Consider the following 26,088-nt stretch of genomic DNA (forward strand, 5'->3'; position numbering starts at 1 on the left):
TTTTTCCGGGCGCGCCGGTAGAGGCGCACCGACTGAAGACACGAGGAAAGCATGAGCAAGCAGATTCTGATTCTCCCAGGTGACGGTATTGGTCCGGAAATCATGGCCGAAGCGGTCAAGGTGCTGGAATTGGCCAACGACAAATACAGCTTGGGCTTCGAGCTGAGCCATGACGTGATCGGTGGCGCCGCCATCGACAAGCACGGCGTGCCGCTGGCCGATGAAACCCTCGACCGTGCCCGCGCTGCTGACGCCGTGTTGCTGGGCGCCGTCGGCGGCCCGAAATGGGACACCATCGAGCGTGACATCCGCCCTGAGCGTGGCCTGCTGAAAATCCGTGCGCAACTGGGCCTGTTCGGCAACCTGCGTCCGGCGATTCTGTACCCGCAACTGGCCGATGCTTCGAGCCTGAAGCCGGAAATCGTTGCTGGCCTGGACATCCTCATCGTCCGTGAACTGACCGGCGGCATCTACTTCGGCGCGCCACGCGGCACCCGTACCCTGGAAAACGGCGAGCGTCAGTCCTACGACACGCTGCCATACAGCGAAAGCGAAATCCGCCGCATCGCCCGTGTCGGTTTCGACATGGCCATGGTCCGTGGCAAAAAGCTCTGCTCGGTGGACAAGGCCAACGTGCTGGCGTCCAGCCAACTGTGGCGTGAAGTGGTCGAGCAAGTGGCCAAGGATTACCCGGAAGTCGAACTGAGCCACATGTACGTCGACAACGCCGCCATGCAACTGGTGCGCGCGCCGAAGCAGTTCGACGTGATCGTCACCGACAACATGTTCGGCGACATCCTCTCCGACGAAGCGTCGATGCTCACCGGCTCCATCGGCATGCTGCCGTCGGCCTCGCTGGACTCCAACAACAAGGGCATGTACGAGCCGTGCCACGGTTCGGCGCCGGACATCGCTGGCAAAGGCATCGCCAACCCGTTGGCAACCATTCTGTCGGTGTCGATGATGCTGCGTTACAGCTTCAATCTGCACGACGCGGCTGATGCTATCGAAAAAGCTGTCAGCGTTGTCCTTGATCAAGGGCTGCGTACTGGCGACATCTATTCGGCCGGTTGCACCAAAGTCGGTACGCAGGAAATGGGCGACGCAGTAGTCGCCGCGCTGCGGAATCTGTAATCTCTCGGGCCCGCTGCGAAATTCAATACAAAGCAGCGGCCCACTTTTCAAGAAGGTGTAGTTGCGATGAAACGTGTAGGTCTGATCGGTTGGCGCGGGATGGTCGGTTCCGTGCTCATGCAGCGGATGCTGGAAGAGCAGGATTTCGATCTAATCGAGCCGGTGTTTTTCACCACGTCCAACGTCGGTGGCCAAGGCCCGTCCGTGGGCAAGGACATTGCTCCGCTCAAGGATGCTTACAGCATTGACGAGCTGAAGACCCTCGACGTGATCCTGACCTGCCAGGGCGGCGACTACACCAGCGAAGTGTTCCCGAAGCTGCGCGAAGCCGGCTGGCAGGGTTACTGGATCGACGCGGCCTCGAGCCTGCGCATGAACGATGACGCGGTGATCATTCTCGATCCGGTCAACCGCAAGGTCATCGACCAGCAGCTCGACGCGGGCACCAAGAACTACATCGGCGGCAACTGCACCGTCAGCCTGATGCTGATGGGCCTGGGCGGTCTGTTCGAAGCCGGTCTGGTCGAGTGGATGAGCGCCATGACCTATCAGGCGGCCTCCGGTGCCGGCGCGCAGAACATGCGTGAACTGATCAAGCAAATGGGCGCGACCCACGCCGCTGTCGCCGATCAACTGGCTGATCCGGCCAGCGCGATCCTCGACATCGACCGTCGCGTGGCCGATGCCATGCGCAGCGAAGCGTACCCGACCGAAAACTTCGGCGTACCGCTGGCCGGTAGCCTGATCCCGTGGATCGACAAGGAACTGCCGAACGGCCAGAGCCGCGAAGAGTGGAAGGCCCAGGCCGAGACCAACAAGATCCTCGGCCGCTTCAAAAGCCCGATCCCGGTCGACGGCATCTGCGTGCGCATCGGCGCTATGCGTTGCCACAGCCAGGCGCTGACCATCAAGCTGAACAAAGACGTGCCGATCGCCGATATCGAAGGGCTGATCAGCCAGCACAACCCTTGGGTCAAACTGGTGCCAAACCAGCGCGAGATCAGCATGCAGGAGCTGAGCCCGACCAAGGTTACCGGCACCCTGAATGTGCCGGTGGGTCGTCTGCGCAAGCTGAACATGGGTTCGCAGTTCGTCGGTGCCTTCACCGTTGGCGACCAACTACTGTGGGGCGCGGCCGAACCGCTGCGTCGCATGCTGCGGATTTTGCTTGAGCGTTGATTGCTTGAAGTAATGAAAGAACCCGTGCCTTGAAAGAGGTGCGGGTTTTTTATGCCGATCGTTCCCACGCTCTGCGTGGGAATGCATCCCGGGACGCTCCGCGTCCCTTTACAAGCCGAACGCAGAGCGTCCGATGCGGCATTCCCACGCAGAGCGTGGGAATGATCTGGGTGGGCAGAAATTGCCTGTGCGCCAGTCACCCGGTAAAGTGCCGCTCCCCCCGTTTCGCCAGAGGCTCGCACCATGACCCAGACCCTAGATATTGCCGTGATCGGCGCCACCGGTACTGTCGGCGAAACCCTCGTACAGATTCTCGAAGAACGCGACTTCCCAGTCGGCACCCTGCACCTGCTGGCGAGCAGCGAATCCGCCGGCAGCTCGGTGCTGTACCGCAACAAGAACGTGCGCGTTCGCGAAGTCGACGAGTTCGATTTCAGCAAGGTCAAACTGGTGTTTTTCGCCGCAGGCCCGGCGATTACCCTGAGCTACGCCGCCCGTGCCCACGCCGCCGGTTGCTCGCTGATCGACTTGTCCGGCGCGCTGCCGGCCGATCAGGCGCCGCAAGTAGTACCCGAAGCCAACGCCGAAGTGCTCGCTGGTTTGAAAGCGCCGTTTCAGATCAGCAGCCCAAGCCCGTCGGCCACTTCGCTGGCCGTGGTGCTGGCGCCGCTGCTTGATCTGCTTGACCTGCAATATGTCAACGTCACCGCCAATCTGGCCGTTTCCGCTCAGGGACGCGAAGCCGTGACCGAGCTGGCGCGGCAGACCGCCGAGCTGCTGAACATGCGTCCATTGGAGCCGACGTTCTTTGATCGGCAGATGGCCTTCAACCTGCTGGCTCAGGTCGGCACGCCCGACGCGCAGGGCCATACGCTGCTGGAAAAACGTCTGGTGCGCGAGTTGCGTCAAGTGCTGGCCAAGCCTTTATTAAAGATTTCCGCAACTTGCGTTCAAGCCCCGGTGTTTTTTGGCGATAGCCTTAGCGTGACCTTGCAGTCAACGTCGGCTGTCGACCTGGCAAAAGTCAACGCTGCACTCGAAGATGCGCCGGGTATCGAGCTGGTCGAGGCCGGTGATTACCCGACTGCAGTCGGTGACGCGGTAGGGCAGGATGTTGTCTATGTCGGTCGCGTGCGCAGCGGTGTCGACGATCCGGCGGAACTAAATCTGTGGCTGACGTCAGATAACGTACGCAAAGGCGCGGCCCTTAACGCTGTGCAGGTGGCTGAATTGTTGATAAAAGACCTGCTGTAAAAGATACTTGGCAACAATTTGTCGACTGATTCTAGGTGAGCGCTATGCTTGCCCAGATTGCTTGATAACGTGTCACCCTCCGGGACTTTCCGGGGCATCAAAGAAATGATCGCGCGCGACATCTGTCGTCGTCGCGCGCAATGCCTTACGGCAGCGGTATTCAACATCTTCTCGCTGGCCGAGGAACGTTCAAACAAAGGATGAGGCTATGGTTCAAGTTCGCAAACTGGTGTTAGCAATAGCGGCCGCCTCGGCGCTGTCCTCCGGTATGGCGCATGCCCTCGGGCTCGGGGAGCTGACCCTGAAGTCGACCCTGAACCAGCCGCTGGTGGCTGAAATCGAGCTGCTCGACGTCAAGGATCTCACTGCTGCCGAAGTGGTGCCGAGCCTGGCTTCACCCGAAGATTTTGCCAAGGCCGGCGTCGACCGTCAGGCCTTCCTCAACGATCTGACCTTTACCCCGGTGCTCAACGCCAGCGGCAAAAGCGTGCTGCGCGTAACGTCGAGCAAGCCGCTGTCGGAGCCGATGGTCAAATTCCTCGTGCAGGTGATGTGGCCGAACGGCCGTTTGCTGCGCGATTACAGTGTGCTGCTGGATCCGTCGAAGTTCTCGCCACAGACCGCTGACGCCGCCGCACAACCAACGCCGTCGCAGACCATCGCCGCGCCGACCACTGGCGCCACGCACCCGACGCAATACACCACCACGCCGCGCGATACCCTCTGGGAAATCGCTGCGAAGGCGCGTACCGGCGGCTCGGTGCAACAGACCATGCTCGCCATTCAAGCGCTGAACCCGGATGCGTTCATCGGCGGCAATATCAACCGTCTGAAAACCGGCCAGGTGTTGCGTCTGCCGGATGCGGTGCAAAGCACGGCGCTGCCGCAATCGAAAGCGATTGCCGAAGTGGCAGCGCAAAACGAAGCCTGGCGTCAGGGTCGTCGTTATGTGGCCAAACCGGGCACTGGTCAGCAGCAGCTCGATGCGACCAACCGTGGTCGCGGTAACACCGGTGCAGCACAGAACGCCCAGGACAATCTGAGCCTGGTCTCCGCTGAAAGCGCCAAGGCGCGCGGCAAAGGCCCGGCAGGTGATGCCAAGGCACTGAGCAACAAGCTCGCGGTCACTCAGGAAAGCCTCGACACGACCCGTCGTGACAACGAGGAACTGAAAAGCCGCATGTCCGATCTGCAGAGTCAGCTGGACAAGCTGCAAAAGCTGATCGAGCTGAAGAACAATCAGTTGGCAAAACTGCAAGCTGAAGGCGCGGGCACTGCGCCGGCCACCAATCCTGCCGCACCGGCGGTGCCTGCAATCACGGCTGAGCTCGCCGCCACCCCGCCAGCTACTCCGGCAGACGCAGCGCCGACGCCAGAGTCCGCCATTGCACCACCGGCTGAAACGCCAGTCGTCGAGCCAGTGGTCGCGCCGAAACCGGTGGTCGAAGACGAGAAAACCTTTAACGAACTGCTGACCAACCCGATCCTGCTGGGTCTGGTGGGTGGCGGTGCTGTGGTTCTGCTGCTCCTGTTGTTGCTGCTGGCGCGTCGCCGCAAAGCGCAGCAAGAGGCCGAGAAACACATGCGCATGGCCCGCGCGCTGTCGGAAGAGCAAGAGTTCTCCGCCGAGCAGGATCTGCCGGAAAGCAGCTTCGAAGGTCTGGAAACCCCTGCGGCGAGCGTCAAGCTCAACACTCCGGCACCTGCACCCGTAGTGGCTCCGGTAGTCGCCCCGATCGTGATGGCTGAGCCGATTGCCGCGCCGCTGGTAGCTCCCGCCGCCGAGCGATCCGATGACGTGCTCGACAAGGCGCAGTCGCATATCAACGCCGGTCGCCTGAATCAGGCTGCCGCGCTGCTCGAAGAGGGCGTCAGCCTGGAGCCGCAGCGCAGTGATCTGCGTCTGAAGCTGATGGAAGTCTACGGTCAGCAGGGCGACCGCGACGCGTTCGTCGGTCAGGAGCGTCAACTGGTGGCCAACGGCGACAACTTCGCCAAGGTCGAAGAACTGAAAAGCCGCTTCCCGGCCATGGCCGTCGTCGCTGCCAGTGGTCTGGCCGCTGCCGCCGTGGCTGCCGAGCTGGACGCGCAATACGTCAAGGATCTGCTGCTCGATGAGCCTGAAGCACCGGCGCCAGCGCCAGTGGAAGACGACCTCGACAGCGCGTTTGATCTGAGCCTGGACGATCTCGACAACATCACGCCGGTAGAGCCTGCGCCGGTGGTTGAGCCTGAAGCGCCGGTCGAGCTGGACGAATTCCCGGCGGACGACGACCTGAGCTTCGAATCGGTGCTGCAACAGCAGACCGACATCAAAGAGAATCTGGATGATCTGTCGGACTTCGACCTCGATCTGGACCTCGGTGCCGAGCCGGCAGCTCCAGCGGTTGATCTGGCGGACGATGACTTCCTGCTGGACCTGGACGAAGGCGTGAAGGATCTGCCGCCGGTCGAGGCGCCAGTGGTGGCTGACGTGCCACAAGATGATCTGGAGCTGCCGGCCGATTTCGATCTGTCGCTGGCCGACGAAATGGACAGCAATCCAGCGGCCGAACCGGATGCGTTCGCGGCTGAGCTGGATGACGTCAACGCCGAGCTGGATCGCCTGTCACAAAGCATCGCCGAACCGACCTTCACCGAAGCCGATGCAATGAAGGGTGATGATCTGGGCGAAGATGATTTCGACTTCCTCGCCGGCACCGACGAAGCGGCGACCAAGCTCGATCTGGCTCAGGCCTACATCGACATGGGCGACAGCGATGGTGCGCGCGACATCCTCAACGAAGTGTTGACCGAGGGTGACGAGAAACAACGTGGCGAGGCCAAGGACATGCTCTCGAGCTTGTAGTAAGGCCAGCGGTAAACGAAAGCGGCAGCCCATTGAGGCTGCCGTTTTTGTTTGGTCGGGATCCAGTGGTGTCTGATCCACCGCTTTCGCGAGCAAGCTCGCTCCCACATTTGGAATGCATTTCCTCTGTGGGAGCGAGCTTGCTCGCGAAAGCGGTGTTACAGGCGACAGAGAACTCTCTGGCATCCCTGAACCACAGCCTTATAATGCCCGCCTTTGCACAAACAGCAGGCTGTCCCACCTTGGCAAACATAGATAACCCGGTCGCCGAAATGGCCCCCGACGGCTTTTACCGCGTCGCGCTGGGCGTTGAGTACAAAGGCTCGCGCTACAGCGGCTGGCAGCGTCAGTTGACGGGTGTGGCGACGGTGCAGGAAGAACTCGAAAAAGCGCTGTCGAAAGTCGCCAATTCACCGGTTTCGCTGCAGTGCGCCGGACGTACCGACGCCGGCGTGCATGCCTGCGGGCAAGTGGTGCACTTTGATACGACCGTCGATCGTTCGCTGAAAGCTTGGGTTATGGGCGCCAATATCAATCTGCCTCACGACATCAGTGTCAGTTGGGCGCGGGTGATGCCGGCGCATTTTCATGCGCGCTTCAAAGCCATCGCCCGGCGTTATCGCTATGTGATCTACAACGATCAGATCCGCCCGGCGCATCTCAACGAAGAAATCACCTGGAACCACCGCCCGCTCGACGTCGAGCGCATGGCTGAGGCTGCGCAGTACCTGATCGGCACCCACGATTTCAGTGCGTTCCGCGCTGGCCAGTGCCAGGCCAAGTCGCCGATCAAGAAGATGCATCACCTGCGCGTGACCCGTCACGGCAAGATGATCGTGCTCGATATACGCGCCAACGCGTTCCTGCATCACATGGTGCGCAACATCGCCGGTGTGCTGATGACCATTGGTGCCGGCGAGCGCCCGGTCGAGTGGATGAAGGAAGTACTGGAAAGTCGCGAGCGCCGTTCCGGTGGCGTTACGGCGCATCCGTACGGCTTGTATCTGGTGCAGGTCGAGTACCACGACGAATTCCCGTTGCCCGAGCGTTTTATCGGGCCACATTTCCTTACGGGTTTCTCCGAACTTGACGGCTGACGCCCTCGAACGCTTTTGTTACCATCCGTGACTTTCCCGGATTTTACCTCGGAGTTTTTCTCGATATGCCAGCCGTTCGCAGCAAGATCTGCGGGATTACCCGCATAGAAGATGCGCTGGCCGCCGTTGAGGCCGGGGCGGATGCGATCGGGTTCGTGTTCTATGCCAAGAGTCCGCGTGCGGTCACGGTGCAGCAGGCGCGAGCGATTATTCAGGCATTGCCGCCGTTTGTGACCACCGTGGGCCTGTTCGTCAACGCCAGCCGCTGCGAGTTGGGGGAAATCCTCGATGCCGTGCCGCTGGATCTGTTGCAGTTCCATGGTGATGAAGTCGCGGAAGATTGCGAAGGCTGGCATCGCCCGTACATCAAGGCGTTGCGGGTCAAGGCGGGTGATGATATTGCCGCAGCGGTGGATGCCTATCCGAGCGCCAGCGGTGTACTGCTCGACGCTTATGTCGAAGGCGTACCGGGCGGAACCGGCGAGGCCTTCGACTGGTCATTGATTCCGCAAGGTTTGAGCAAACCGTTGATTCTCGCGGGTGGTTTGACCCCAGAGAACGTCACAGACGCCGTGGCTCGGGTAAAGCCGTACGCGGTAGATGTCAGCGGTGGGGTAGAGGTGAGCAAAGGCATCAAGGATCACGCAAAGATTCGCGCGTTCATCAACGCGGTACGCAAAGCGCCATATTGATGTGACGGCTGGCAGTCTGCCGCCGTCCATCAATGCACTTGCACAAAGCAGGCGCGGCTGAGGGTTTCTGGATCGCACGCAGGTCATGTTTCGCGCTGACCGTGGCTTTCCACCACCATCGCCACACACATGAATTTAGCTGAAGGGCATACGCGGGGCTGCGAACCAGAGCGTTCGGGCCGCCGGTACTGGAGAAAGAAAGCATGAGCAACTGGTTAGTAGACAAACTGATCCCTTCGATCATGCGTTCCGAGGTCAAGAAGAGCTCGGTCCCTGAAGGTCTGTGGCACAAATGCCCGTCTTGCGAGGCGGTGTTGTATCGTCCAGAGCTGGAAAAGACCCTGGACGTTTGCCCTAAATGCAACCACCACATGCGCATCGGCGCACGTGCGCGCATCGACATTTTCCTCGATGCCGAAGGTCGCAACGAACTGGGCGCCGATCTGGAGCCGGTTGACCGTCTGAAATTCCGCGACGGCAAGAAGTACAAGGATCGCCTGACCGCTGCCCAGAAGCAGACTGGCGAAAAAGACGCGCTGATTTCCGTCAGCGGTACTTTGCTGGGCATGCCAGTGGTGGTTTCGGCCTTTGAATTCGCCTTCATGGGCGGTTCCATGGGCGCTATCGTCGGTGAGCGCTTCGTTCGCGCCGCCAACTACGCGCTGGAAAACCGCTGCCCGATGATCTGCTTTGCCGCCTCCGGTGGTGCGCGCATGCAGGAAGCGCTGATCTCGCTGATGCAGATGGCCAAGACTTCGGCAGTGCTGGCGCGTCTGCGTGAAGAAGGCATTCCGTTCATCTCCGTGCTGACCGACCCGGTCTACGGCGGTGTTTCGGCGAGCCTGGCGATGCTTGGCGACGTGATCGTCGGTGAGCCGAAAGCCCTGATCGGCTTCGCTGGTCCGCGCGTTATCGAACAAACCGTGCGTGAGAAACTGCCGGAAGGCTTCCAGCGCAGCGAGTTCCTGCTGGAACACGGCGCGATCGACATGATCATCCACCGTCAGGAACTGCGCCCGCGTCTGGGTAACCTGCTGGCACAAATGACTGGCAAGCCGACGCCGAAATTCGTCGCCGCGCCAATCGAGCCGATCGTGGTTCCACCGGTCCCTGCTGGCCTATGACCGAGCGCACCCTTGGCGAATGGCTCGCCTACCTTGAGCAGTTGCATCCGTCGGCCATCGACATGGGCCTGGAGCGTTCACAACAGGTAGCGTCCCGCATGGGGCTGGGCCAGCCGGCGCCTCGGGTGATCACGGTCACCGGCACTAACGGCAAGGGTTCGACCTGCGCATTCGTGGCTTCATTGCTGCGGGCGCAGGGTCTGAGCGTTGGTGTCTACAATTCTCCGCACCTGCTGCGTTACAACGAGCGGGTGCAGCTCAATGGCGTCGAAGCCACTGACGCGCAGCTGTGCGAAGCCTTTGCAGCAGTCGAGGCCGGCCGCGGCGACACTTCCCTGACTTACTTCGAAATGGGCACCCTCGCGGCGTTCTGGCTGTTTCAGCAGGCCGGGCTGGATGCGGTGGTGCTGGAAGTCGGGCTGGGCGGGCGGCTGGACACGGTCAACGTGGTCGATGCCGATATCGCGCTGGTTACCAGTATTGGCGTGGATCACGCCGATTATCTGGGCGACACCCGCGAGTCCGTGGCCTTCGAGAAGGCCGGAATTTTCCGTCAGGGCAAACCTGCCCTGTGCGGCGATCTGAATCCTCCGCAACCGTTGCTCGATAAAGTGCGTGAGCTGGCCTGTCCGTTCTTCCTTCGTGGTCGTGATTTCGACCTCGGGATCACTGATCAGCACTGGCAGTGGCGCGGCACTGACGCGCGGGGTCTGGTTGTCGAATTGCGTGACTTGCCGCTGCTTGATCTGCCGATGGAGAACGCCGCGCTGGCGTTGCAGGCGTATCTGCTGCTCGACTTGCCGTGGAATGCGTCGCAGATTGTCGCGGCCTTGCAGGCCACTCGCGTGGTCGGTCGACTGGATCGCCGCTCGTTCGATTGGAACGGCAAGCGTCTGAACCTGTTGCTGGATGTCGGGCATAACCCGCATGCCGCCGAGTATCTGGCTCGTCGTCTGGCCTCGCGACCACCGGTCGGCAAGCGCCTGGCGGTGTTTGGTCTGTTGGCCGACAAGGATCTGGATGGTGTTGTCAGCGAATTGAATGCTAGTGTCGAGCATTGGGCGGTGGCGCCGCTGGATTCTCCGCGTGCCCGTCCGGTGGCTGAATTAAACGCTGCATTGCAGAACCTTGGTGCGTCGGTCACGTCTTACGACAGTGTCGCCGCTGCGCTGGAAGGGCAGTGCGCAGTAGCCACCAGTGACGACGAGATTCTGTTGTTCGGATCATTTTATTGTGTCGCCGAGGCCCTTGAATGGCTGGCCCGGCGCTCCACGGAGGAAGCGGCAAATGGCTTTGCTGGATAAAGCGTACAAGCAGCGCATGGTTGGCGCTTTGGTGCTGGTCGCGCTGGCAGTGATTTTCCTGCCGATGCTGTTTTCCCGTCAGGACGAGCAACGTCAGGTGACCGTCGAAGCACCCGCCGCGCCGCAAGCGCCTGTCGTGCCGCAAGTGCAGATGGAGACGGTGGCTGTTCCCGAGCCGCAAGCCTTGCCGCAAGAGCCGGTGCCGACTGATGAAGAAGTCGCCGAAGACACAGCGCCTGCTGCGCCCGTCGCCGCGACGCCGACGGCTCCCATCATGATCACCAAGCCTGTTGCGCCGCCGGCGGTGGCCAAGCCGATTCCGGCGCCTGCTCAGCCGATCACTGCGTCCTCGACCAAGCCGGACACCACGCAAAGCCGCGTCGATGCCAATGGCCTGTCGGTGAGCTGGTCGGTGCAGTTGGCCAGTCTGTCGAGTCGCGCCAGTGCAGAGAGTTTGCAGAAAACCCTGCGCAGCCAAGGCTACAACGCCTATATCCGTTCGGCCGATGGCAAGAATCGGGTGTTTGTCGGTCCGCTGATCGAGCGTGCCGAAGCCGATCGTCTGCGTGATCTGTTGGGTCGTCAGCAGAACCTCAAGGGCTTTGTCGTGCGCTTCCAGCCCGAGCGTGGTTAAAAACTATCGCCTCGATTGAAATGCACTGACAATCGCAGCTTACCGAGAGGCATGCGCTCTGCTAAAATGCGCCGCCTTATCCGTCTGTAGGCTGCACTGTGCCATTTACCTGGGTTGACTGGGCGATCGTTGCAATCATCGCCATCTCCGCTTTGATCAGTTTGAGCCGCGGCTTCGTCAAGGAAGCATTATCGCTGGTGACCTGGATCATCGCAGGAGTCGTCGCCTGGATGTTCGGTGGCTCATTGTCCGAGTACCTCGCCGGATACATCGAAACCCCATCGGCTCGCGTGATCGCGGGCTGTGCCATCATGTTTGTCGCCACACTGATCGTGGGCGCAATGATCAATTATCTTATCGGCGAGTTGGTTCGCGTCACCGGGTTGTCCGGGACCGATCGATTCCTCGGCATGGCCTTCGGCGCAGCGCGTGGCGTGTTGCTGGTGGTCGTGGCGGTCGGGCTGTTGAGCCTGGGGCCGGTACAGCAGGACGGGTGGTGGAAAGAATCACAGCTCGTACCAAAATTTCTATTGGTCGCTGATTGGTCCAAAAACCTGATTCTCGGGTGGAGCAGTCAGTGGCTTGCCAGCGGAATCAGCGTACCCGCTGATATTCCGTTCAAGGAGCAACTCTTGCCGTCGGCGAAAACGCCTCAGTGAGTGTTGTTCAGTTCAGATCCATTAAGTAGGGGTTGCGTCGCATGTGTGGCATCGTCGGTATCGTCGGTAAGTCGAACGTCAATCAGGCGCTGTATGACGCGCTAACCGTGCTCCAGCACCGCGGCCAGGACGCTGCCGGTATCGTGACCAGCCATGATGGCCGGTTGTTCCTGCGCAAGGACAATGGCCTGGTGCGTGACGTGTTTCAACAGCGTCACATGCAGCGTCTGGTCGGCCACATGGGGATCGGCCACGTCCGTTACCCGACCGCGGGTAGCTCGACTTCGGCCGAAGCCCAACCGTTTTACGTCAACTCGCCTTACGGCATCACTCTGGCGCACAACGGTAACCTGACCAACGTTGAGCAGTTGGCCAAAGAGATCTACGAATCCGATCTGCGTCACGTCAACACCAGTTCCGACTCGGAAGTGCTGCTCAACGTGTTCGCTCACGAGCTGGCCCAGCGCGGCAAGCTGCAACCGACCGAAGAAGACGTGTTTGCCGCCGTGACCGACGTGCACAACCGTTGTGTTGGCGGTTACGCCGTTGTGGCGATGGTCACCGGTTATGGCATCGTCGGTTTCCGTGACCCGCACGGCATTCGTCCGATCGTGTTCGGTCAGCGTCACACTGACGAAGGCGTTGAATACATGATCGCCTCCGAAAGCGTTTCGCTGGACGTGCTCGGTTTCACCCTGATTCGCGACCTGGCGCCGGGCGAAGCGGTCTACATCACTGAGGACGGCAAGCTGCACACCCGTCAGTGCGCGACCAATCCGTCCCTGACCCCGTGCATTTTCGAACACGTCTACCTGGCGCGTCCGGACTCGATCATCGACGGCGTGTCGGTCTACAAGGCTCGCCTGCGCATGGGTGAGAAACTCGCCGAGAAGATCCTGCGCGAGCGTCCAGAGCATGACATCGATGTGGTTATCCCGATTCCGGACACCAGCCGTACCGCGGCGCTGGAGCTGGCCAACCACCTGGGCGTGAAGTTCCGCGAAGGTTTCGTCAAGAACCGTTACATCGGTCGTACCTTCATCATGCCGGGCCAGGCGGCTCGCAAGAAGTCGGTTCGCCAGAAGCTCAACGCCATCGAGCTGGAATTCCGCGGCAAGAACGTGATGCTGGTCGACGACTCGATCGTGCGCGGCACCACGTGCAAGCAGATCATCCAGATGGCCCGCGAAGCCGGCGCGAAAAACGTCTACTTCTGCTCGGCAGCGCCAGCGGTACGCTTCCCGAACGTCTACGGCATCGACATGCCAAGCGCGCACGAACTGATCGCACACAACCGTTCGACTCAGGACGTGGCGGATCTGATCGGCGCTGACTGGCTGATCTATCAGGACCTGCCTGACTTGATCGAAGCGGTTGGCGGCGGCAAGATCAAGATCGAGAATTTCGATTGCGCGGTGTTCGACGGCAAGTATGTTACCGGTGACGTCGACGAGGCTTACCTGGACAAGATCGAGCAGGCACGCAACGATGCCTCGAAGGTCAAGACCCAGGCGGTCAGTGCGATCATCGATCTGTACAACAACTGAGTTATCACCGGCCCTGAGGGGCCGGTTTTGTATCTGACTTTCAATTTTCGAGAATACGGCAAGGAGTGACAGCATGAGTCAGGAATGGGATGCCGGTCGGCTGGACAGCGACCTCGAAGGCGTAGCGTTCGATACCCTGGCCGTACGTGCCGGTCAGCACCGTACGCCGGAAGGTGAGCACGGTGATCCGATGTTCTTCACCTCCAGCTATGTGTTCCGCACCGCTGCCGACGCGGCCGCACGGTTCGCCGGGGAAGTGCCGGGTAACGTTTACTCGCGTTATACCAACCCGACCGTGCGCGCGTTCGAGGAGCGCATTGCTGCGCTGGAGGGTGCCGAGCAAGCCGTTGCGACCGCAACCGGCATGGCCGCTATCATGGCGGTGGTGATGAGCCTGTGCAGTGCCGGCGACCATGTGTTGGTTTCGCGCAGCGTGTTCGGTTCGACCATCAGCCTGTTCGAGAAGTACTTCAAGCGTTTCGGTGTGGAAGTGGATTACGTGCCTTTGGCCGACCTGTCGGGTTGGGATGCGGCAATCAAATCCAGCACCAAACTGCTCTTTGTCGAGTCACCGTCGAATCCGTTGGCCGAGTTGGTCGACATCACTGCACTGGCTGAAATTGCTCACGCCAAAGGCGCGATGCTGGTCGTCGATAACTGCTTCTGCACGCCAGCGTTGCAGCAGCCGCTGAAAATGGGTGCAGATATTGTCGTGCACTCGGCGACCAAGTTCATCGATGGCCAGGGCCGTTGCATGGGCGGTGTGGTGGCCGGTCGCAGTGAGCAGATGAAAGAAGTCGTCGGCTTCCTGCGCACTGCCGGGCCGACCCTGAGCCCGTTCAACGCGTGGATCTTTCTCAAAGGTCTGGAAACCCTGAACCTGCGGATGAAGGCGCACTGCGCGAATGCTCAGGCGCTAGCCGAATGGCTGGAGCAGCAGGACGGCATTGAGAAGGTGCATTACGCCGGTCTCAAGAGCCATCCGCAGCACGAACTGGCCCAGCGTCAGCAGAAGGGTTTCGGTGCGGTTGTAAGCTTTGAGGTCAAGGGCGGCAAAGAGGGCGCTTGGCGCTTCATCGATGCGACCCGACTGATTTCGATTACCGCCAACCTCGGCGACAGCAAGACCACGATCACGCACCCGAGCACCACCTCTCACGGCCGTCTGGCGCCGCAAGAGCGTGAAGCGGCGGGCATCCGTGACAGCCTGATTCGCATCGCGGTCGGTCTGGAAGACGTCGCCGACCTGCAAGCCGACCTGGCGCGCGGTCTGGCCGCGTTGTGATCGAGTTGTCTACGCCGACAGCAGGTACCCATGGCCGCGTCGCACTGGTCACGGGGGCCGCGCGCGGTATCGGTCTGGGCATCGCTGCCTGGCTGATCAGCGAGGGCTGGCAAGTCGTGTTGACCGATCTGGATCGGGCGCGCGGTTCGAAAGTGGCGAAGGTGTTGGGCGAAAATGCCTGGTTCATTGCCATGGACGTTGCCGAGGAAAGTCAGGTGGCGCTCGGTGTGGCTGAGGTGCTGGGTCAGTTTGGTCGTCTCGATGCGCTGGTGTGCAACGCGGCGGTCGCTGATCCGCACAACATCACACTGGAAAGCCTCGATCTGGCTTACTGGAATCGGGTGCTGGCGGTGAATCTCAGTGGGCCGATGCTGTTGGCCAAGCACTGTGCGCCGTATCTGCGTGCGCACAACGGTTCGATCGTCAATCTGGCCTCTACTCGTGCGCGGCAGTCGGAAGCGGACTCCGAGGCTTATGCGGCGAGCAAGGGCGGCTTGCTGGCGCTTACGCATGCGCTGGCGATCAGTCTGGGGCCGGAGATTCGCGTCAACGCGGTCAGTCCGGGCTGGATTGATGCGCGTGATCCTTCTGCGCGTCGCGCTGAGCCGTTGGCCGATGCCGACCATGCTCAGCATCCTGCGGGCAGGGTAGGGACGGTCGAGGATGTGGCGGCGATGGTTGCCTGGTTGCTGTCAAGGAATGCCGGGTTTGTTACCGGACAGGAATTCGTCGTTGATGGCGGCATGACGAAAAAGATGATCTACAGCGAGTAGGTCGCCTTTTTCGCCTGAATTTGCGTTGAATGAACTGACGCCTTCGCGAGCAAGCTCGCTCCCGCATTTGGAATGCAATCCCCTGTGGAAGCGAGCTTGCTCGCGAAGGCGGTCTTGCAGGATCGAAACAATTTCGTCTTTTTCAGAAAAACTTCAATCCTGCTATTGACTTAGGTTCGCTACCTGCGTAAATTTCGCGGCCTCGGAGATGCAAACGGGTGATTAGCTCAGCTGGGAGAGCGTCTGCCTTACAAGCAGAATGTCGGCGGTTCGATCCCGTCATCACCCACCACTCCCCGAGAGACTTGCGTAAGCAAGAGCGTAGGCTGAAAGTGCCTGCACCGACGCGCAGCGGTAGTTCAGTCGGTTAGAATACCGGCCTGTCACGCCGGGGGTCGCGGGTTCGAGTCCCGTCCGCTGCGCCATATTTTACGAATCAGACCTGTCTGGTTCGCGATTGCAAAGCACCGAAGCTTGCAGTCAAAACGAGTTACTTGAGCGCAAGCTCAAAGCGATACGCAGCGGTAGTTCAGTCGGTTAGAATACCGGCCTGTCACGCCGGGGGTCGCGGGTTCGAGTCCCGTCCGCTGCGCCATATCTGCTCCAAGGACCACTGAACGCCTTGAAGCACCGAAAACAGCCGTTGGCTGATTCGGAATCGATAGCAAAGACCCTGGTCGAAAGACCGGGGTTTTTTGTGTCTGAAATTTGGCTTTTCCCTCTGCTCCTTCCCCCTGATTCTGAATTCGACACAAATCCCCATGTGGGAGCGTTGGTATGTTCAACGAGCTCCTGCGGTGCCACGTCGCATTGATTTTCTGATCCTTTAGTCAAATTTTTGTAACTGGTTGTTTGCTGCGAGCGCAGAAACCTTTAAAGTTAACCTTTCGGTCAGCTTTGCACTGTCATCACGCCTTTTGTTTAGCCAAGAAAGGCTTCTGCAAGACTCGAGATTCCCCAGTAGATAACCAGAAGGGCGGACACATAACCGCCCAGAGGATGATCCATGTCCAACCGTGAAATATCCCGGCGCTCGTTCCTCCAGGGCGGGCTGGTGGCGGGTGTGAGCGTCACGCTCACGCCGCTCAGCAGTCAGGCGCTGGCAGCCTTGATGGAAAACACCGTCACCGTGCCGTCCGAGAAATGGCTCGGCAACAACGGCAAGGCGCGTCAGCGCAACGATGCACTGTCCAAGGTCTGCGGCAGCAAAGTCTTTGCTCGCGACATCCGTTCCAAGGACATGCCGGGCTGGCCTGAACAGCAAGGCCACGCCATGCTGCTGAAAACCATCAAGGCTGACCGCATCTACGACGGCTACGACCTGTCGTGGCTTGGCGCTGACTTGCAGCCTGACCGCATTGTCACCGCCGCTGATCTGGACAAGGACGGCATCGTCTTCCCCGAAGAGCACGCGCCGGATCCACTGTTGCCAGAAGGCAAAGTGCCGATGTTCATCGGTCACCCGGTGGCAATCCTGATCTGGAACGACTTCGAGCGTTTCCGCCAGGCCAAGAACAAACTCAAATTCAATGACAAAGCAATCCGCTATGGCAATGTAGCGCCGTTCTACGAAGGCGACCCCTACGGCAGCTTCCGCTACGTGCGCGTCGGCGGCGCGACCTCGGCCGACGAAGACGAATTCGCCAGCCTCAAGGATTCGATCCTGTTCCCGATGCTGAAGAACCGTCGTCCGGTGTGGAATTCCCAGCCGAACCTGCACGGCAACCTGACCGAGCGCGGCCTGTTCTACGCTGACCGCATGAAGCAAGAGATCGATACGCCACCAGACAACTGGCTGGTGTTCGACGAGCGCTACAAGACCCCGTCGATCGAGCCGGCCGCCATGGAGCCGGACAACGGCAACGGCTGGTACGACCCGAAAACCAAAACCCTGCATTTCGTCGTGGCCACCCAGTGCCCGCTGGAGGCAGCGACCGAAACCGCGAAGATGATCGCGCCGTCGCGTTTCGGCCTCGACAACCTGAACATGCACCCGGGTTACACCGTCGGTTACGGTTCCAAAGACCACAACATCTTCGTCTACTACGCAGCCCTCGCGGCGCTGTATGGCGCAGGTGTGCCGGTGCGTCTGGCCAACGACCGCTACGAGCAGTTCCAGAGTGGCATCAAGCGCCACCCGTTCGACATCCGCTACCAGTTGGCCGTGGACAAGAATGACTACACCTTCAAGATTTTCCGTGCCGAAATGAGCGTCGACGGTGGCGGCCGGATCAATTACAGCCCATCCGTAGCCGCAGTGGGAGCAACAGCCGCGCAGTCGATCTACTACATGCCGCAGAACGACCTGCAGGTCACCGCCTATCACTCGCGTGGTGTTGAGGCGGGTTCGATGCGCGGTTACGGCACCCTGCAAAGCATGGCGGCGACCGAGATGATGGTCGACGAAATCGCCAATCGCCTTGGTGTCGATGCGATCGATCTGCGTCGCAAGAACGCCCTGCGTTCCGGCATGAAAAACACCCAGGGCGCGATTCCGGCCGGTGCTCTGCGCCTGCATGAAATTCTCGACAAAGCCTCGGTGCACGAAGTCTGGAAAAACCGCGACGCGATCAAGAAACAACGCGAAGCGGCAGACCCGGACAACTGGTACGGCGTCGGTTTTGCCATTTGCCAGAAAGACTTCGGCACCGGTTCTGAAGCGCCGATGGCCAGCATCGAATTCACGGCTGACGGTCGTATCACTCTGCGCCACATCGGCATTGAAATCGGCACCGGCATGTCCACCTCGCAAGCCCTAGTGGTTGCCGATTTCCTCGGCAGCCCGGCGCACGAAGTGAAGACTGGCGAAACCGAGTGGAAGGAAATGCAGCTGATCACCAGCGGCAACCCTTACATCATGAGTCAGGCCGAGCAGGACAGCCTGCTGCGCAACCCGCGCTGGGTCGGCAAACTGGCTTCGGCCTCGTCGGCGACCAACTCGGCGTACTACTTCAGTCACGCCACCCGTGAAGCGGCACGCGTGCTGTTCAACAACGGCTTGTGGCCGGCGGCCATGGAAATCTGGCGTCAGGGTCCTTATGGCGGTCAAGCCAACCCTTACGTGGTGCGTCGCGAAGATGCGCATTGGGTCGACGGCAAACTCACGGCCAACGGCATGCAACCGTTGAGCTTCGAAGAACTGGCCAAACACGCTCATGAGCGTGGTCTGGTGACCGGCGCCACCGTTCACGCATTCAACCGCTGGAGCTGGGCTGAAGCCGAATACAGCATCGACGGCGTGCGCGAGCGGCTGCCGCTCGACGGTCTGGCGGTGAAATATGGCGATGGCGCGCCGAAGGCGAAGAAGGCGCTGATGAACACCGCTGGTTTCCACCTGTTGGATCGCCAGAACATCAATTACCCGGTTGTCCAGTTGAACAACGCTGCCGTGACTTACTACAGCCCGGTCGCGACACTGGTCGAACTGAAGGTCAACAAAGGCTCGGCGGAAGTCGAAGTGCTCAACCACCATTCGTGGGTCGAGTGCGGTCGGGTGCTGGTCGAAGAACTGGTCAAGGGCCAGCTCGAAGGTGGTATCGCCATGGGCATCGGCCACGCCTTGATGGAGGAAATGCCGCTGTATGAAGGCGGCCCGGGGGAGGGTGACTGGAACTTCAACCGTTACCGTTTGCCGATGGCGCGTCACGTTGCCGTGTGGAAACAGACGTCGGAGATTCTGCCGGCACTGTCGCCAAGTGATCCGTCCAAAGGCATCGCCGAAGTGGTGATGATCCCGATCGTCGGTGCCATCGGCAACGCCGTGGCCCACGCCATCGGTAAACGTGTTCGCGACCTGCCAATCACTGCTGCGCGCATCAAGGAGGCCCTCAATGGCTAACCGTCCGCTTCAACTGACCCTCAATGGTCAATCCGTCGGCCCGGTGGACATCCCTGATGACCTGCCGATGATCGACTACCTGCATGAATACAAGAACCTCACCGGTTCGCGCCTGGGCTGCGGTCAGGGCATCTGCCACGCCTGCGTGGTGATCGTCGATAACCCGGACGGCACCAGCGAAGAAGTGCGCACTTGCATCACCGGCGCGCACTATTTCGAAGGCAAGAAAGTCCGCACCATCGAGTCTCACGCCAAGCGTGACGAGAGCGGTCAGGTCACCGAGCTGAATCCGATCCAGCAACGCTTCGTCGACGAGTTCGCCTTCCAGTGCAGCTACTGCGCGCCGGGCTTCGTTAACGCCGCGACCGTGCTGGTCGAGAAGCTGCAGCGCCAGCCGACCGTGCAAAGCAAGCTCGAACAAGTCATCGAGGACAGCCTCGGCCATCACGTCTGCCGTTGCACCGGGTACGTGCGTTACTACAACGCTACCCGCAACGTGCTGACCGATCTCGGCCTGGTCAAGGAGGGTTAAGCATGAAGCTTTTTCTGACTCGCCTGACCCTGGCGGTCGGCCTCGCTGCGCCGCTGTTGTTTGCCCACGCCGATGATCAGGTCAAGCGCGGCGAATACCTCGCCCGCGCCGCTGACTGCATGGCTTGCCACACTGCACCGGGCGGCGCGCCGTTTGCCGGCGGCCTGCCGATCGTCTCGCCGTTCGGCACGATCTACGGCACCAACATTACCCCGAGCAAAGAGCACGGCATCGGTTTGTACAACGATGATGAGTTCTTCGCGGCGCTGACTGAAGGCAAGCGTCGCGATGGCGCGAATTTGTATCCGGCGATGCCGTATACCTCGTATCACCTGATGCCGCGTGAAGACTCGGATGCGATCCATACGTATCTGAAAACCATCGAGCCGATCGAGCGTGCAGCCCCGGTCACCAGCCTGAGCTTCCCGTTTAACGTGCGTCCGGGCCTGATCGGCTGGAACATGATGTACGGCAAAGCCCTGAAACTGGAGCCGGCCGAAGGCAAAAGCGAAGCCTGGAAGCGCGGCCAGTACATGGTCGAAGTGCTCGGTCATTGCGGCGAATGCCACACGCCGCGTGGCCTCCCGGGCGCAATGCAGCTGGACAAGCGTCTGACTGGCGGCATCCTCAATGGTTATCTGGCGCCGAGCCTGCTGGCCACCGATCTGGCCGCTCGCGGCTGGAACGAGCAGGACCTCGGCACGTTCCTCAAGCACGGCATGAGTGCGCAAGGGACGATGTTCAACGAGATGTTCCCGGTGTTCCACAACAGCACTCAAGGCCTGAGCGATGCCGATCTGGCGGCGATGGCGACGTTCCTGCTCGGCGACAAACCGCCGGCAGCCAAAGCCCTCGTTGAAGTGCCAGTCGAGAAACTCAGCGCCAGCGCCCAGCGCGGCCAGCAGGAATACCTGAACGTCTGCGCCGGTTGCCATGCGGTCGGTGGCGAAGGCAAGCCGCATATCGCGGTGGCCATGCGCGGTAATACCACGTTGCGTCTGGAAGACCCACGCAACCTGTTGCGCGTGATCGAGGATGGTATCGGCGAGCAGAAGTTTTCCGGGTTCGAGCACATGCAACCGATGCCGGGCTTCGCTGGCAAGCTCAGTCCTGAGCAACTGACTGATCTGCTCAACTACCTGCGTCAAGGTTGGGGTGGTCAATCCGCTGAGTTGGCGGTGAGTGAAGTGCAGAAGCTGCAAGCCGACGCACCGTCCATCGAGCACAAGGCGCACTGACATGCAGCATCTCGATCTACAAGTGGTGCGCCGCGCGCTGGAGTGGTCGGTGGCGGGGCAGCGCATCTGGCTCTGCACCGTGCTGACGACTTATGGTTCGGCACCGCGTGCGCCGGGTTCGCTGCTGGCGGTGAACGATGGCGGACAGTGGATCGGTTCGCTGTCCGGCGGCTGCGTCGAGGAGGATTTTCTCGAGCGCGTCGCCGAAGGTGCGTTTCTCGATGCGGTCAACGTCGTGCGTTACGGCGAGGGTGATGATCCGCGCTCGCGGGTCAGCCTGCCTTGTGGCGGAATTCTCGATGTGCTGGTAGAGAAATTTGACGCCGACTGCGAGGTACAGGCGCATCTGCGTGAATTGGAGTCGGCGCTGCTCGGTCAGCGCCGCTTGATTCGCGAGGTCGATCTGGCCAGCGGTGCACGCAGTCTGTTCGCTGATCGCGAGCAGGGCGCGCGGATCGAGCGTGAGATTGATCGGGTGCGCGCTCGTGTCGGCGCGGCGCAGCGTTTGTTGCTCGCCGGGTATTCCAGTGTGGCGCAGGCGTGTGCCGAGTTTGCCGTTGGATTGGGTTTTGAGGTGATTCTCTGCGATCCGCGCGACGAGGTGCTTGAAGGCGTGGTGCTGGATGGCGTGGAGATTCGTCGGCAGTTGCCGTCGGTGTTCATTGCTGACGGTGGCTGTCATCGTGATACCGCAGTCGTAGCGCTCACTCACGATCCGCGTATCGATGACCTGGCGATGATGGAAGCGGTGCGCACCGAAGCGTTCTACATTGGCGTGATGGGCTCGCTGCAGACGTCACAGAAGCGCTTCGAGCGTTTGCGTCGAATTGGCGGCTGGGGCGAGGCGGAGTTGGCGCGGATTCATGCGCCGATCGGTCTTAACCTCGGCAGCAAGACGCCAGCGGAAATTGCCTTGGCGGTGCTGGCGGATATCTTGCGAATCCGTAACGGGATTGCCCGAGACCAACTCTGAAACCGTTCTGTGTTGAATAAGAAGGGCCGCTGTTCAGCGGCCCTTTTTTACATCCCGAATTTGTCGCGCAAGCCGTAATACCAAGCGCCCAACGCCGCAAATGGCGTACGCAGCAACTGCCCGCCGGGGAACGGGTAATGTGGCAAATCGGCAAACGCATCAAAGCGCTCGGCCTGACCGCGTAGCGCTTCGGCCAGCACTTTGCCTGCAAGATGCGTGTAGGTCACGCCATGGCCGCTGCAACCCTGCGAATAATAGATGTTGTCGCCCAGGCGCCCGACCTGTGGCAAGCGCGACAGGGTCAGCAGGAAATTTCCGGTCCAGGCGTAGTCAATCTTCACATCCTTGAGCTGCGGGAAGGCCTTGAGCATTTTCGGGCGGATGATCGCTTCGATGTTCGCCGGGTCGCGCGCGCCATACACCACACCGCCGCCGAAGATCAGGCGCTTGTCGCCCGTGAGGCGGTAGTAGTCGAGCAGGTAATTGCAGTCTTCAACGCAGTAGTCCTGCGGCAGCAGCGCTTTCGCCAGCTCGTCACCCAGTGGCTCGGTGGTGATGACTTGCGTGCCGCACGGCATTGATTTGGCCGCAAGCTCCGGCACCAGATTACCGAGGTAGGCATTGCCCGCGACGATGATGAACTTGGCCCTGACCTTGCCCTGCGGCGTGTGCACCACCGGGTTGGCGCCGCGCTCGATGCGCACGGCGGGTGACTGTTCATGGATCGTGCCGCCGAGAGACTCGACCGCCGCCGCTTCGCCCAGCGCAAGGTTCAGCGGGTGGATGTGCCCACCGCTCATGTCGAGCATGCCGCCGACGTACTGATCGCACGCAACCACTTCGCGAATGCGGCGCTGATCGAGCAGTTCCAGTTGCGTATGACCGAAGCGCTCCCAGAGGCGCTTCTGCGATTCCAGGTGGCCCATCTGCTTGGCCGTCAGCGCCGCGAACACGCCGCCGTCCTTCAGGTCGCACTGGATGTTGTACTTGGCCACGCGCTCGCGAATGATCCGGCCGCCTTCGAATGCCATCTGCCCGAGAAGTTGCGCCTGCTTCGGTCCGACGCTGCGTTCGATCACATCAATGTCACGGCTATAACTGTTAACGATCTGCCCGCCATTACGCCCGGAGGCGCCGAACCCGACCTTGGCCGCCTCCAGCACGGTGACGCGAAAACCGTTCTCCAACAGGAACAGCGCTGAGGACAATCCGGTATACCCGGCGCCGATCACACAGACGTCCGTCTCCACATCATCCTGCAAGGCAGGGCGGGGCGGTACGGCATTGGCCGACGCAGCGTAATAAGACTCTGGGTAAGGGGTGTTCGCCATCCTGCAGCCTCTGTTTAATATATTTTACGAGTGCGTCGATCCTACCCGAGTTGAAAAACCTCCGCCAGCCACCGGAAAATCTGCGTCGGCGAGCCGAAATTAAATATTTTGCATATTCATAGGGTTAGGTGAAAAAAAGGTGTTGACACCCCTCCGGAATTCCGTAGAATGCCGCCTCACAGCAGGCACGTAGCTCAGTTGGTTAGAGCACCACCTTGACATGGTGGGGGTCGTTGGTTCGAGTCCAATCGCGCCTACCAAACAAAATCCGCTCTGCTGGGCGGTCTAGAAGGGCTCACCGAAAGGTGGGCCATTTTTTGTTGTCTGCGATTTGCAAAACTTTTGCAAAACCCTCCTCAGGGCGCCAGCTGGACTTCGCGTTTAGTCGATCTCAGGGCATTCGAAATTCCATGCGAGGCCTGTTGATCCACTGCGCGTCGTGCTTCACCGTTTAGCGGTCCTTGCTGAATGGCGTGCGCAAGTCCTCGTCGTGCCTCCCGCCTCTGATCGAATTTCTGCGTCGTCGGGTCAGGCAGTTGGTTGACGATTCACCGTTCGTCGCCAGCGCCCTTTGAAAAAGTGTGGATATTGAACAGGTTACGAGTGTTACTAACCAGCCAGTTATCAAAAAAATGTTGTTACTGTTCGTGGGATTAAGTAACATTCGTCCCGCGTTCACCACCACGGTTTATGCATTTTTAAATCCCAAGCTTCCATCAGCTGCTTGGGATTTTTTTTGCCTGCGATTTGCCTCAACTGGCTGAAATTTTTCCTTTCGATCTCTCCTGAAGGCCTGGCGACACCCCGCAGGCACATCCTGGTTTTTTCAACTACTACTGACTGGCCGATTTTCAACTCTGCGATGAGGGGGTATCGATGCTGGTTCATTGGTTTCTTGCAGCTGTTCATCTGCTGGCATTTGCCTTGGGTTTCTGGGCGGTACTGACGCGTGGCACGGCGTTTAGTCGCCTTGCTGCCGGTTCAGGCGAGCCCCGGCGCGTTTTGCTGGCCGATAACCTATGGGGCATCTCTGCATTGATTCTGCTGGTGACAGGGGGAGTGCGGGTTTTTGGAGGCTTTGAAAAGGGCACTGACTATTATCTTCATCAGCCACTGTTTCATCTGAAGATGATGCTGTTTGTGCTGATCCTGATTGTAGAACTCGCCCCGATGATCACGTTGGTCAAGTGGCGGATCGCTTCCGCACGCGGCGCAGCAATCGATGCCGGGCGCGCGAAGCTGTACGCGCGAATCAGTCATGTCGAGGCGTTGTTGCTGGTGCTCATGGTGATTGCGGCCACAGGCATGGCGCGTGGTGTGACATTCGGTTAGAGGGCGAATTCTCTGCGCTCTATCGGAAATGTCCGACAGCCAGCCTCGGGGATGGCAGGTAGTATCGGGCAGCAAGAGCATGCGGGGAGAGGTTGGAAGGGGAGTCGGGTTTTGCGTGTCAGGCGCCGTGCCCAACAGAGTGGGGAGCGGATGGCAATACGGCGCGTGAATCTCTAGCCAGTCATTCCACAAGGTAAACGGACTGGCTACTGACTGCGATCTGGCTCAGGGAGTTTGTGGCTTGTCCGGGGCGGTCAGGCCAGCCTGAATGCGCTGGTAAATCTCTTCACGGTGCACGGCAACGTTTTTCGGAGCATTGATACCAATGCGGACCTGTTGGCCGCTTACGCCCAGAATGGTGATCGTAATGTCATCACCAATGTTTATGCTTTCACCGACTTTGCGGGTGAGTATCAGCATGGTCTTCTCCTTGATTGCTTTGTAGGGCACCTGATTCAGACAGTGCAGAGGTCGGTGTACGTATAGATTAGTGCGAAGTCTCACGGTTTGGGTGCCTCTTTCTGACGCGCAGAAGCGGCATTAATTCCCAGGGCGTAACTATACAGAGGCTGCAAGCATCAATCTCGTTGTTTTGTGCCCATTTTGCGGGGCTCGCGAAGTATTTATGAATGATAAGATCGCGGCTTTGAGAATTTCGAGGAAAGCGTTGTGCGCAAATTGGTTTGGGTAGTCGCGGCACTGGTATTGGCAGGGTGTGGTGAAGGCAAGAATGCAGACGCAGCAAAACCACAGTCGGCAGCAGTGACGGCGCCGGCGGCGGCCGCTGCACCACAATGGGATCTCGAAGTGCGCGGTGAAACGCCACAGGCTGTCAGCGACCTGAGTGGCTGGCTCATCGAGCACGCCTTCGTGCCTACGGTGATCAAGGACAGCAGCGGCAAAACGCGAATTCTGATTGGTCCGTTCAACTCTCAGGCTGAAGCTGAAGCACGTAAGGTGCAAGTGGATGCAGCGTTGGTGAAGGCCAAGAAACAGAACGTTGAGTCGGTGCTGGTCGAGCATCCGCTCACGCCGTAAACGAACGGGCGGTGACTCTGCCAGTTGATATGGCAGCAGCGGGACAAGCGATTGAGTTGGCTGACGTCGACATGGAAAAGAACATTCTCCAGGAAATCGCCGACACCGCCACTGACGGCTTTTACGGCTGGATTGCCGAAGAGTCGACAGCCGTCATGAATATTGCGCAGATACCTGATCAAAGAGCGTGGCATACCTCGTGAGTCACTGAGTTTGATGGGCTGCTGGCGACACAACAAAGCCGCTAATCAGGTGCAAATGAAAAGGCCTCGAACA

At 60.0% G+C, this 26,088-nt stretch carries 23 protein-coding genes and 4 tRNA genes; 24 read left to right on the top strand and 3 right to left on the bottom strand.

The window, feature by feature from the left end; translation table 11 throughout:
- Positions 1-51 precede the first annotated feature (51 nt).
- The 20 genes from leuB (at position 52) to AB4O01_RS00935 (ending at position 22,111) form a co-directional block, all read left to right on the top strand.
- Positions 52-1,134, top strand: coding sequence for a 3-isopropylmalate dehydrogenase (gene leuB, locus AB4O01_RS00840; RefSeq protein ID WP_003226430.1), 1,083 nt, complete (start codon positions 52-54; stop codon positions 1,132-1,134).
- A gap of 66 nt (positions 1,135-1,200) precedes the next feature.
- A complete protein-coding gene (gene asd, locus AB4O01_RS00845; RefSeq protein WP_007913448.1) occupies positions 1,201-2,313 on the top strand; it encodes an aspartate-semialdehyde dehydrogenase in 1,113 nt (370 codons plus the stop codon).
- Between the two features lie 243 nt (positions 2,314-2,556).
- Complete coding sequence (locus AB4O01_RS00850; protein WP_093432083.1) at positions 2,557-3,567, top strand: aspartate-semialdehyde dehydrogenase; 1,011 nt, start codon at positions 2,557-2,559, stop codon at positions 3,565-3,567.
- A gap of 208 nt (positions 3,568-3,775) precedes the next feature.
- A complete protein-coding gene (locus AB4O01_RS00855) occupies positions 3,776-6,415 on the top strand; it encodes a FimV/HubP family polar landmark protein (protein ID WP_460090342.1) in 2,640 nt (879 codons plus the stop codon).
- Between the two features lie 272 nt (positions 6,416-6,687).
- Entirely contained in the window at positions 6,688-7,512 is an 825-nt protein-coding gene (truA, locus tag AB4O01_RS00860; RefSeq protein ID WP_034152768.1) for a tRNA pseudouridine(38-40) synthase TruA, read from the top strand.
- A gap of 65 nt (positions 7,513-7,577) precedes the next feature.
- Positions 7,578-8,204, top strand: a complete 627-nt coding sequence (locus AB4O01_RS00865; protein ID WP_186624653.1) for a phosphoribosylanthranilate isomerase — start codon at positions 7,578-7,580, stop codon at positions 8,202-8,204.
- 203 nt (positions 8,205-8,407) lie between these two features.
- Positions 8,408-9,328, top strand: a complete 921-nt coding sequence (gene accD / locus AB4O01_RS00870; RefSeq protein ID WP_007913458.1) for an acetyl-CoA carboxylase, carboxyltransferase subunit beta — start codon at positions 8,408-8,410, stop codon at positions 9,326-9,328.
- On the top strand, positions 9,325-10,632 hold the full coding sequence (gene folC, locus AB4O01_RS00875; protein ID WP_460090343.1) for a bifunctional tetrahydrofolate synthase/dihydrofolate synthase: 1,308 nt from the start codon (positions 9,325-9,327) through the stop codon (positions 10,630-10,632). Before accD ends, folC begins: the two co-directional genes overlap by 4 nt.
- Positions 10,616-11,266 carry an SPOR domain-containing protein gene (locus tag AB4O01_RS00880; protein ID WP_093432096.1) on the top strand — a complete coding sequence of 217 codons (651 nt, stop codon included), beginning with the start codon at positions 10,616-10,618 and terminating at the stop codon, positions 11,264-11,266. The genes folC and AB4O01_RS00880 overlap by 17 nt, the downstream gene beginning before the upstream one ends.
- A gap of 98 nt (positions 11,267-11,364) precedes the next feature.
- The gene (locus AB4O01_RS00885; protein ID WP_007913461.1) at positions 11,365-11,925 is read left to right on the top strand and encodes a CvpA family protein; all 561 of its coding nucleotides are present in this window, start codon (positions 11,365-11,367) and stop codon (positions 11,923-11,925) included.
- A gap of 41 nt (positions 11,926-11,966) precedes the next feature.
- The gene (purF, locus tag AB4O01_RS00890; protein ID WP_016984539.1) at positions 11,967-13,472 is read left to right on the top strand and encodes an amidophosphoribosyltransferase; all 1,506 of its coding nucleotides are present in this window, start codon (positions 11,967-11,969) and stop codon (positions 13,470-13,472) included.
- 73 nt (positions 13,473-13,545) lie between these two features.
- Positions 13,546-14,757 (top strand): O-succinylhomoserine sulfhydrylase, encoded by a 1,212-nt coding sequence (locus tag AB4O01_RS00895; RefSeq protein ID WP_320337338.1) that lies wholly within the window; start codon positions 13,546-13,548, stop codon positions 14,755-14,757.
- Complete coding sequence (locus tag AB4O01_RS00900) at positions 14,754-15,530, top strand: SDR family oxidoreductase (RefSeq protein WP_093432102.1); 777 nt, start codon at positions 14,754-14,756, stop codon at positions 15,528-15,530. The genes AB4O01_RS00895 and AB4O01_RS00900 overlap by 4 nt, the downstream gene beginning before the upstream one ends.
- Positions 15,531-15,746: 216 nt before the next feature.
- Positions 15,747-15,822: transfer RNA gene (locus tag AB4O01_RS00905), tRNA-Val, on the top strand.
- Positions 15,823-15,878: 56 nt separating this feature from the next.
- Positions 15,879-15,955 (top strand) — tRNA-Asp (locus tag AB4O01_RS00910).
- A 93-nt stretch (positions 15,956-16,048) separates the two neighbouring features.
- Positions 16,049-16,125 (top strand) — tRNA-Asp (locus AB4O01_RS00915).
- Positions 16,126-16,536: 411 nt separating this feature from the next.
- Entirely contained in the window at positions 16,537-19,368 is a 2,832-nt protein-coding gene (locus AB4O01_RS00920; RefSeq protein ID WP_460090344.1) for a xanthine dehydrogenase family protein molybdopterin-binding subunit, read from the top strand.
- Positions 19,361-19,900: a (2Fe-2S)-binding protein gene (locus AB4O01_RS00925; RefSeq protein ID WP_038369461.1), complete on the top strand. Its 540-nt coding sequence runs from the start codon at positions 19,361-19,363 to the stop codon at positions 19,898-19,900. Before AB4O01_RS00920 ends, AB4O01_RS00925 begins: the two co-directional genes overlap by 8 nt.
- Before the next feature lie 2 nt (positions 19,901-19,902).
- Entirely contained in the window at positions 19,903-21,138 is a 1,236-nt protein-coding gene (locus AB4O01_RS00930; protein ID WP_460090346.1) for a c-type cytochrome, read from the top strand.
- A gap of 1 nt (position 21,139) precedes the next feature.
- Positions 21,140-22,111, top strand: coding sequence for an XdhC family protein (locus AB4O01_RS00935; protein WP_460090347.1), 972 nt, complete (start codon positions 21,140-21,142; stop codon positions 22,109-22,111).
- A 47-nt stretch (positions 22,112-22,158) separates the two neighbouring features.
- Here the strand turns inward: AB4O01_RS00935 and AB4O01_RS00940 are convergent, their stop codons facing one another.
- Positions 22,159-23,442 carry an NAD(P)/FAD-dependent oxidoreductase gene (locus AB4O01_RS00940; RefSeq protein ID WP_093432114.1) on the bottom strand — a complete coding sequence of 428 codons (1,284 nt, stop codon included), beginning with the start codon at positions 23,440-23,442 and terminating at the stop codon, positions 22,159-22,161.
- A gap of 183 nt (positions 23,443-23,625) precedes the next feature.
- Here AB4O01_RS00940 and AB4O01_RS00945 point away from each other — a divergent pair.
- Positions 23,626-23,702: transfer RNA gene (locus AB4O01_RS00945), tRNA-Val, on the top strand.
- Positions 23,703-24,117: 415 nt separating this feature from the next.
- On the opposite strand, the gene AB4O01_RS00950 is transcribed toward AB4O01_RS00945, so the two are convergent.
- Positions 24,118-24,330, bottom strand: coding sequence for a hypothetical protein (locus AB4O01_RS00950; protein WP_139213399.1), 213 nt, complete (start codon positions 24,328-24,330; stop codon positions 24,118-24,120).
- Between AB4O01_RS00950 and AB4O01_RS00955 the strand changes: the two genes are divergently transcribed.
- Entirely contained in the window at positions 24,319-24,774 is a 456-nt protein-coding gene (locus AB4O01_RS00955; RefSeq protein WP_460090348.1) for a DUF2214 family protein, read from the top strand. The two genes, AB4O01_RS00950 and AB4O01_RS00955, sit on opposite strands and share 12 nt — an antisense overlap.
- 225 nt (positions 24,775-24,999) lie before the next feature.
- Here the strand turns inward: AB4O01_RS00955 and csrA are convergent, their stop codons facing one another.
- Complete coding sequence (gene csrA / locus AB4O01_RS00960) at positions 25,000-25,194, bottom strand: carbon storage regulator CsrA (protein WP_003179932.1); 195 nt, start codon at positions 25,192-25,194, stop codon at positions 25,000-25,002.
- A 249-nt stretch (positions 25,195-25,443) separates the two neighbouring features.
- On the opposite strand from csrA, the gene AB4O01_RS00965 reads away from it, so the two are divergent.
- Together AB4O01_RS00965 and AB4O01_RS00970 are read left to right on the top strand one after the other, a co-directional pair.
- A complete protein-coding gene (locus AB4O01_RS00965; RefSeq protein ID WP_093432120.1) occupies positions 25,444-25,812 on the top strand; it encodes a penicillin-binding protein activator LpoB in 369 nt (122 codons plus the stop codon).
- An 11-nt stretch (positions 25,813-25,823) separates the two neighbouring features.
- A complete protein-coding gene (locus AB4O01_RS00970; protein WP_460090350.1) occupies positions 25,824-26,015 on the top strand; it encodes a hypothetical protein in 192 nt (63 codons plus the stop codon).
- Positions 26,016-26,088: the final 73 nt, after the last annotated feature.

It is taken from the genome of Pseudomonas sp. S2_E02, from assembly GCF_054668355.1.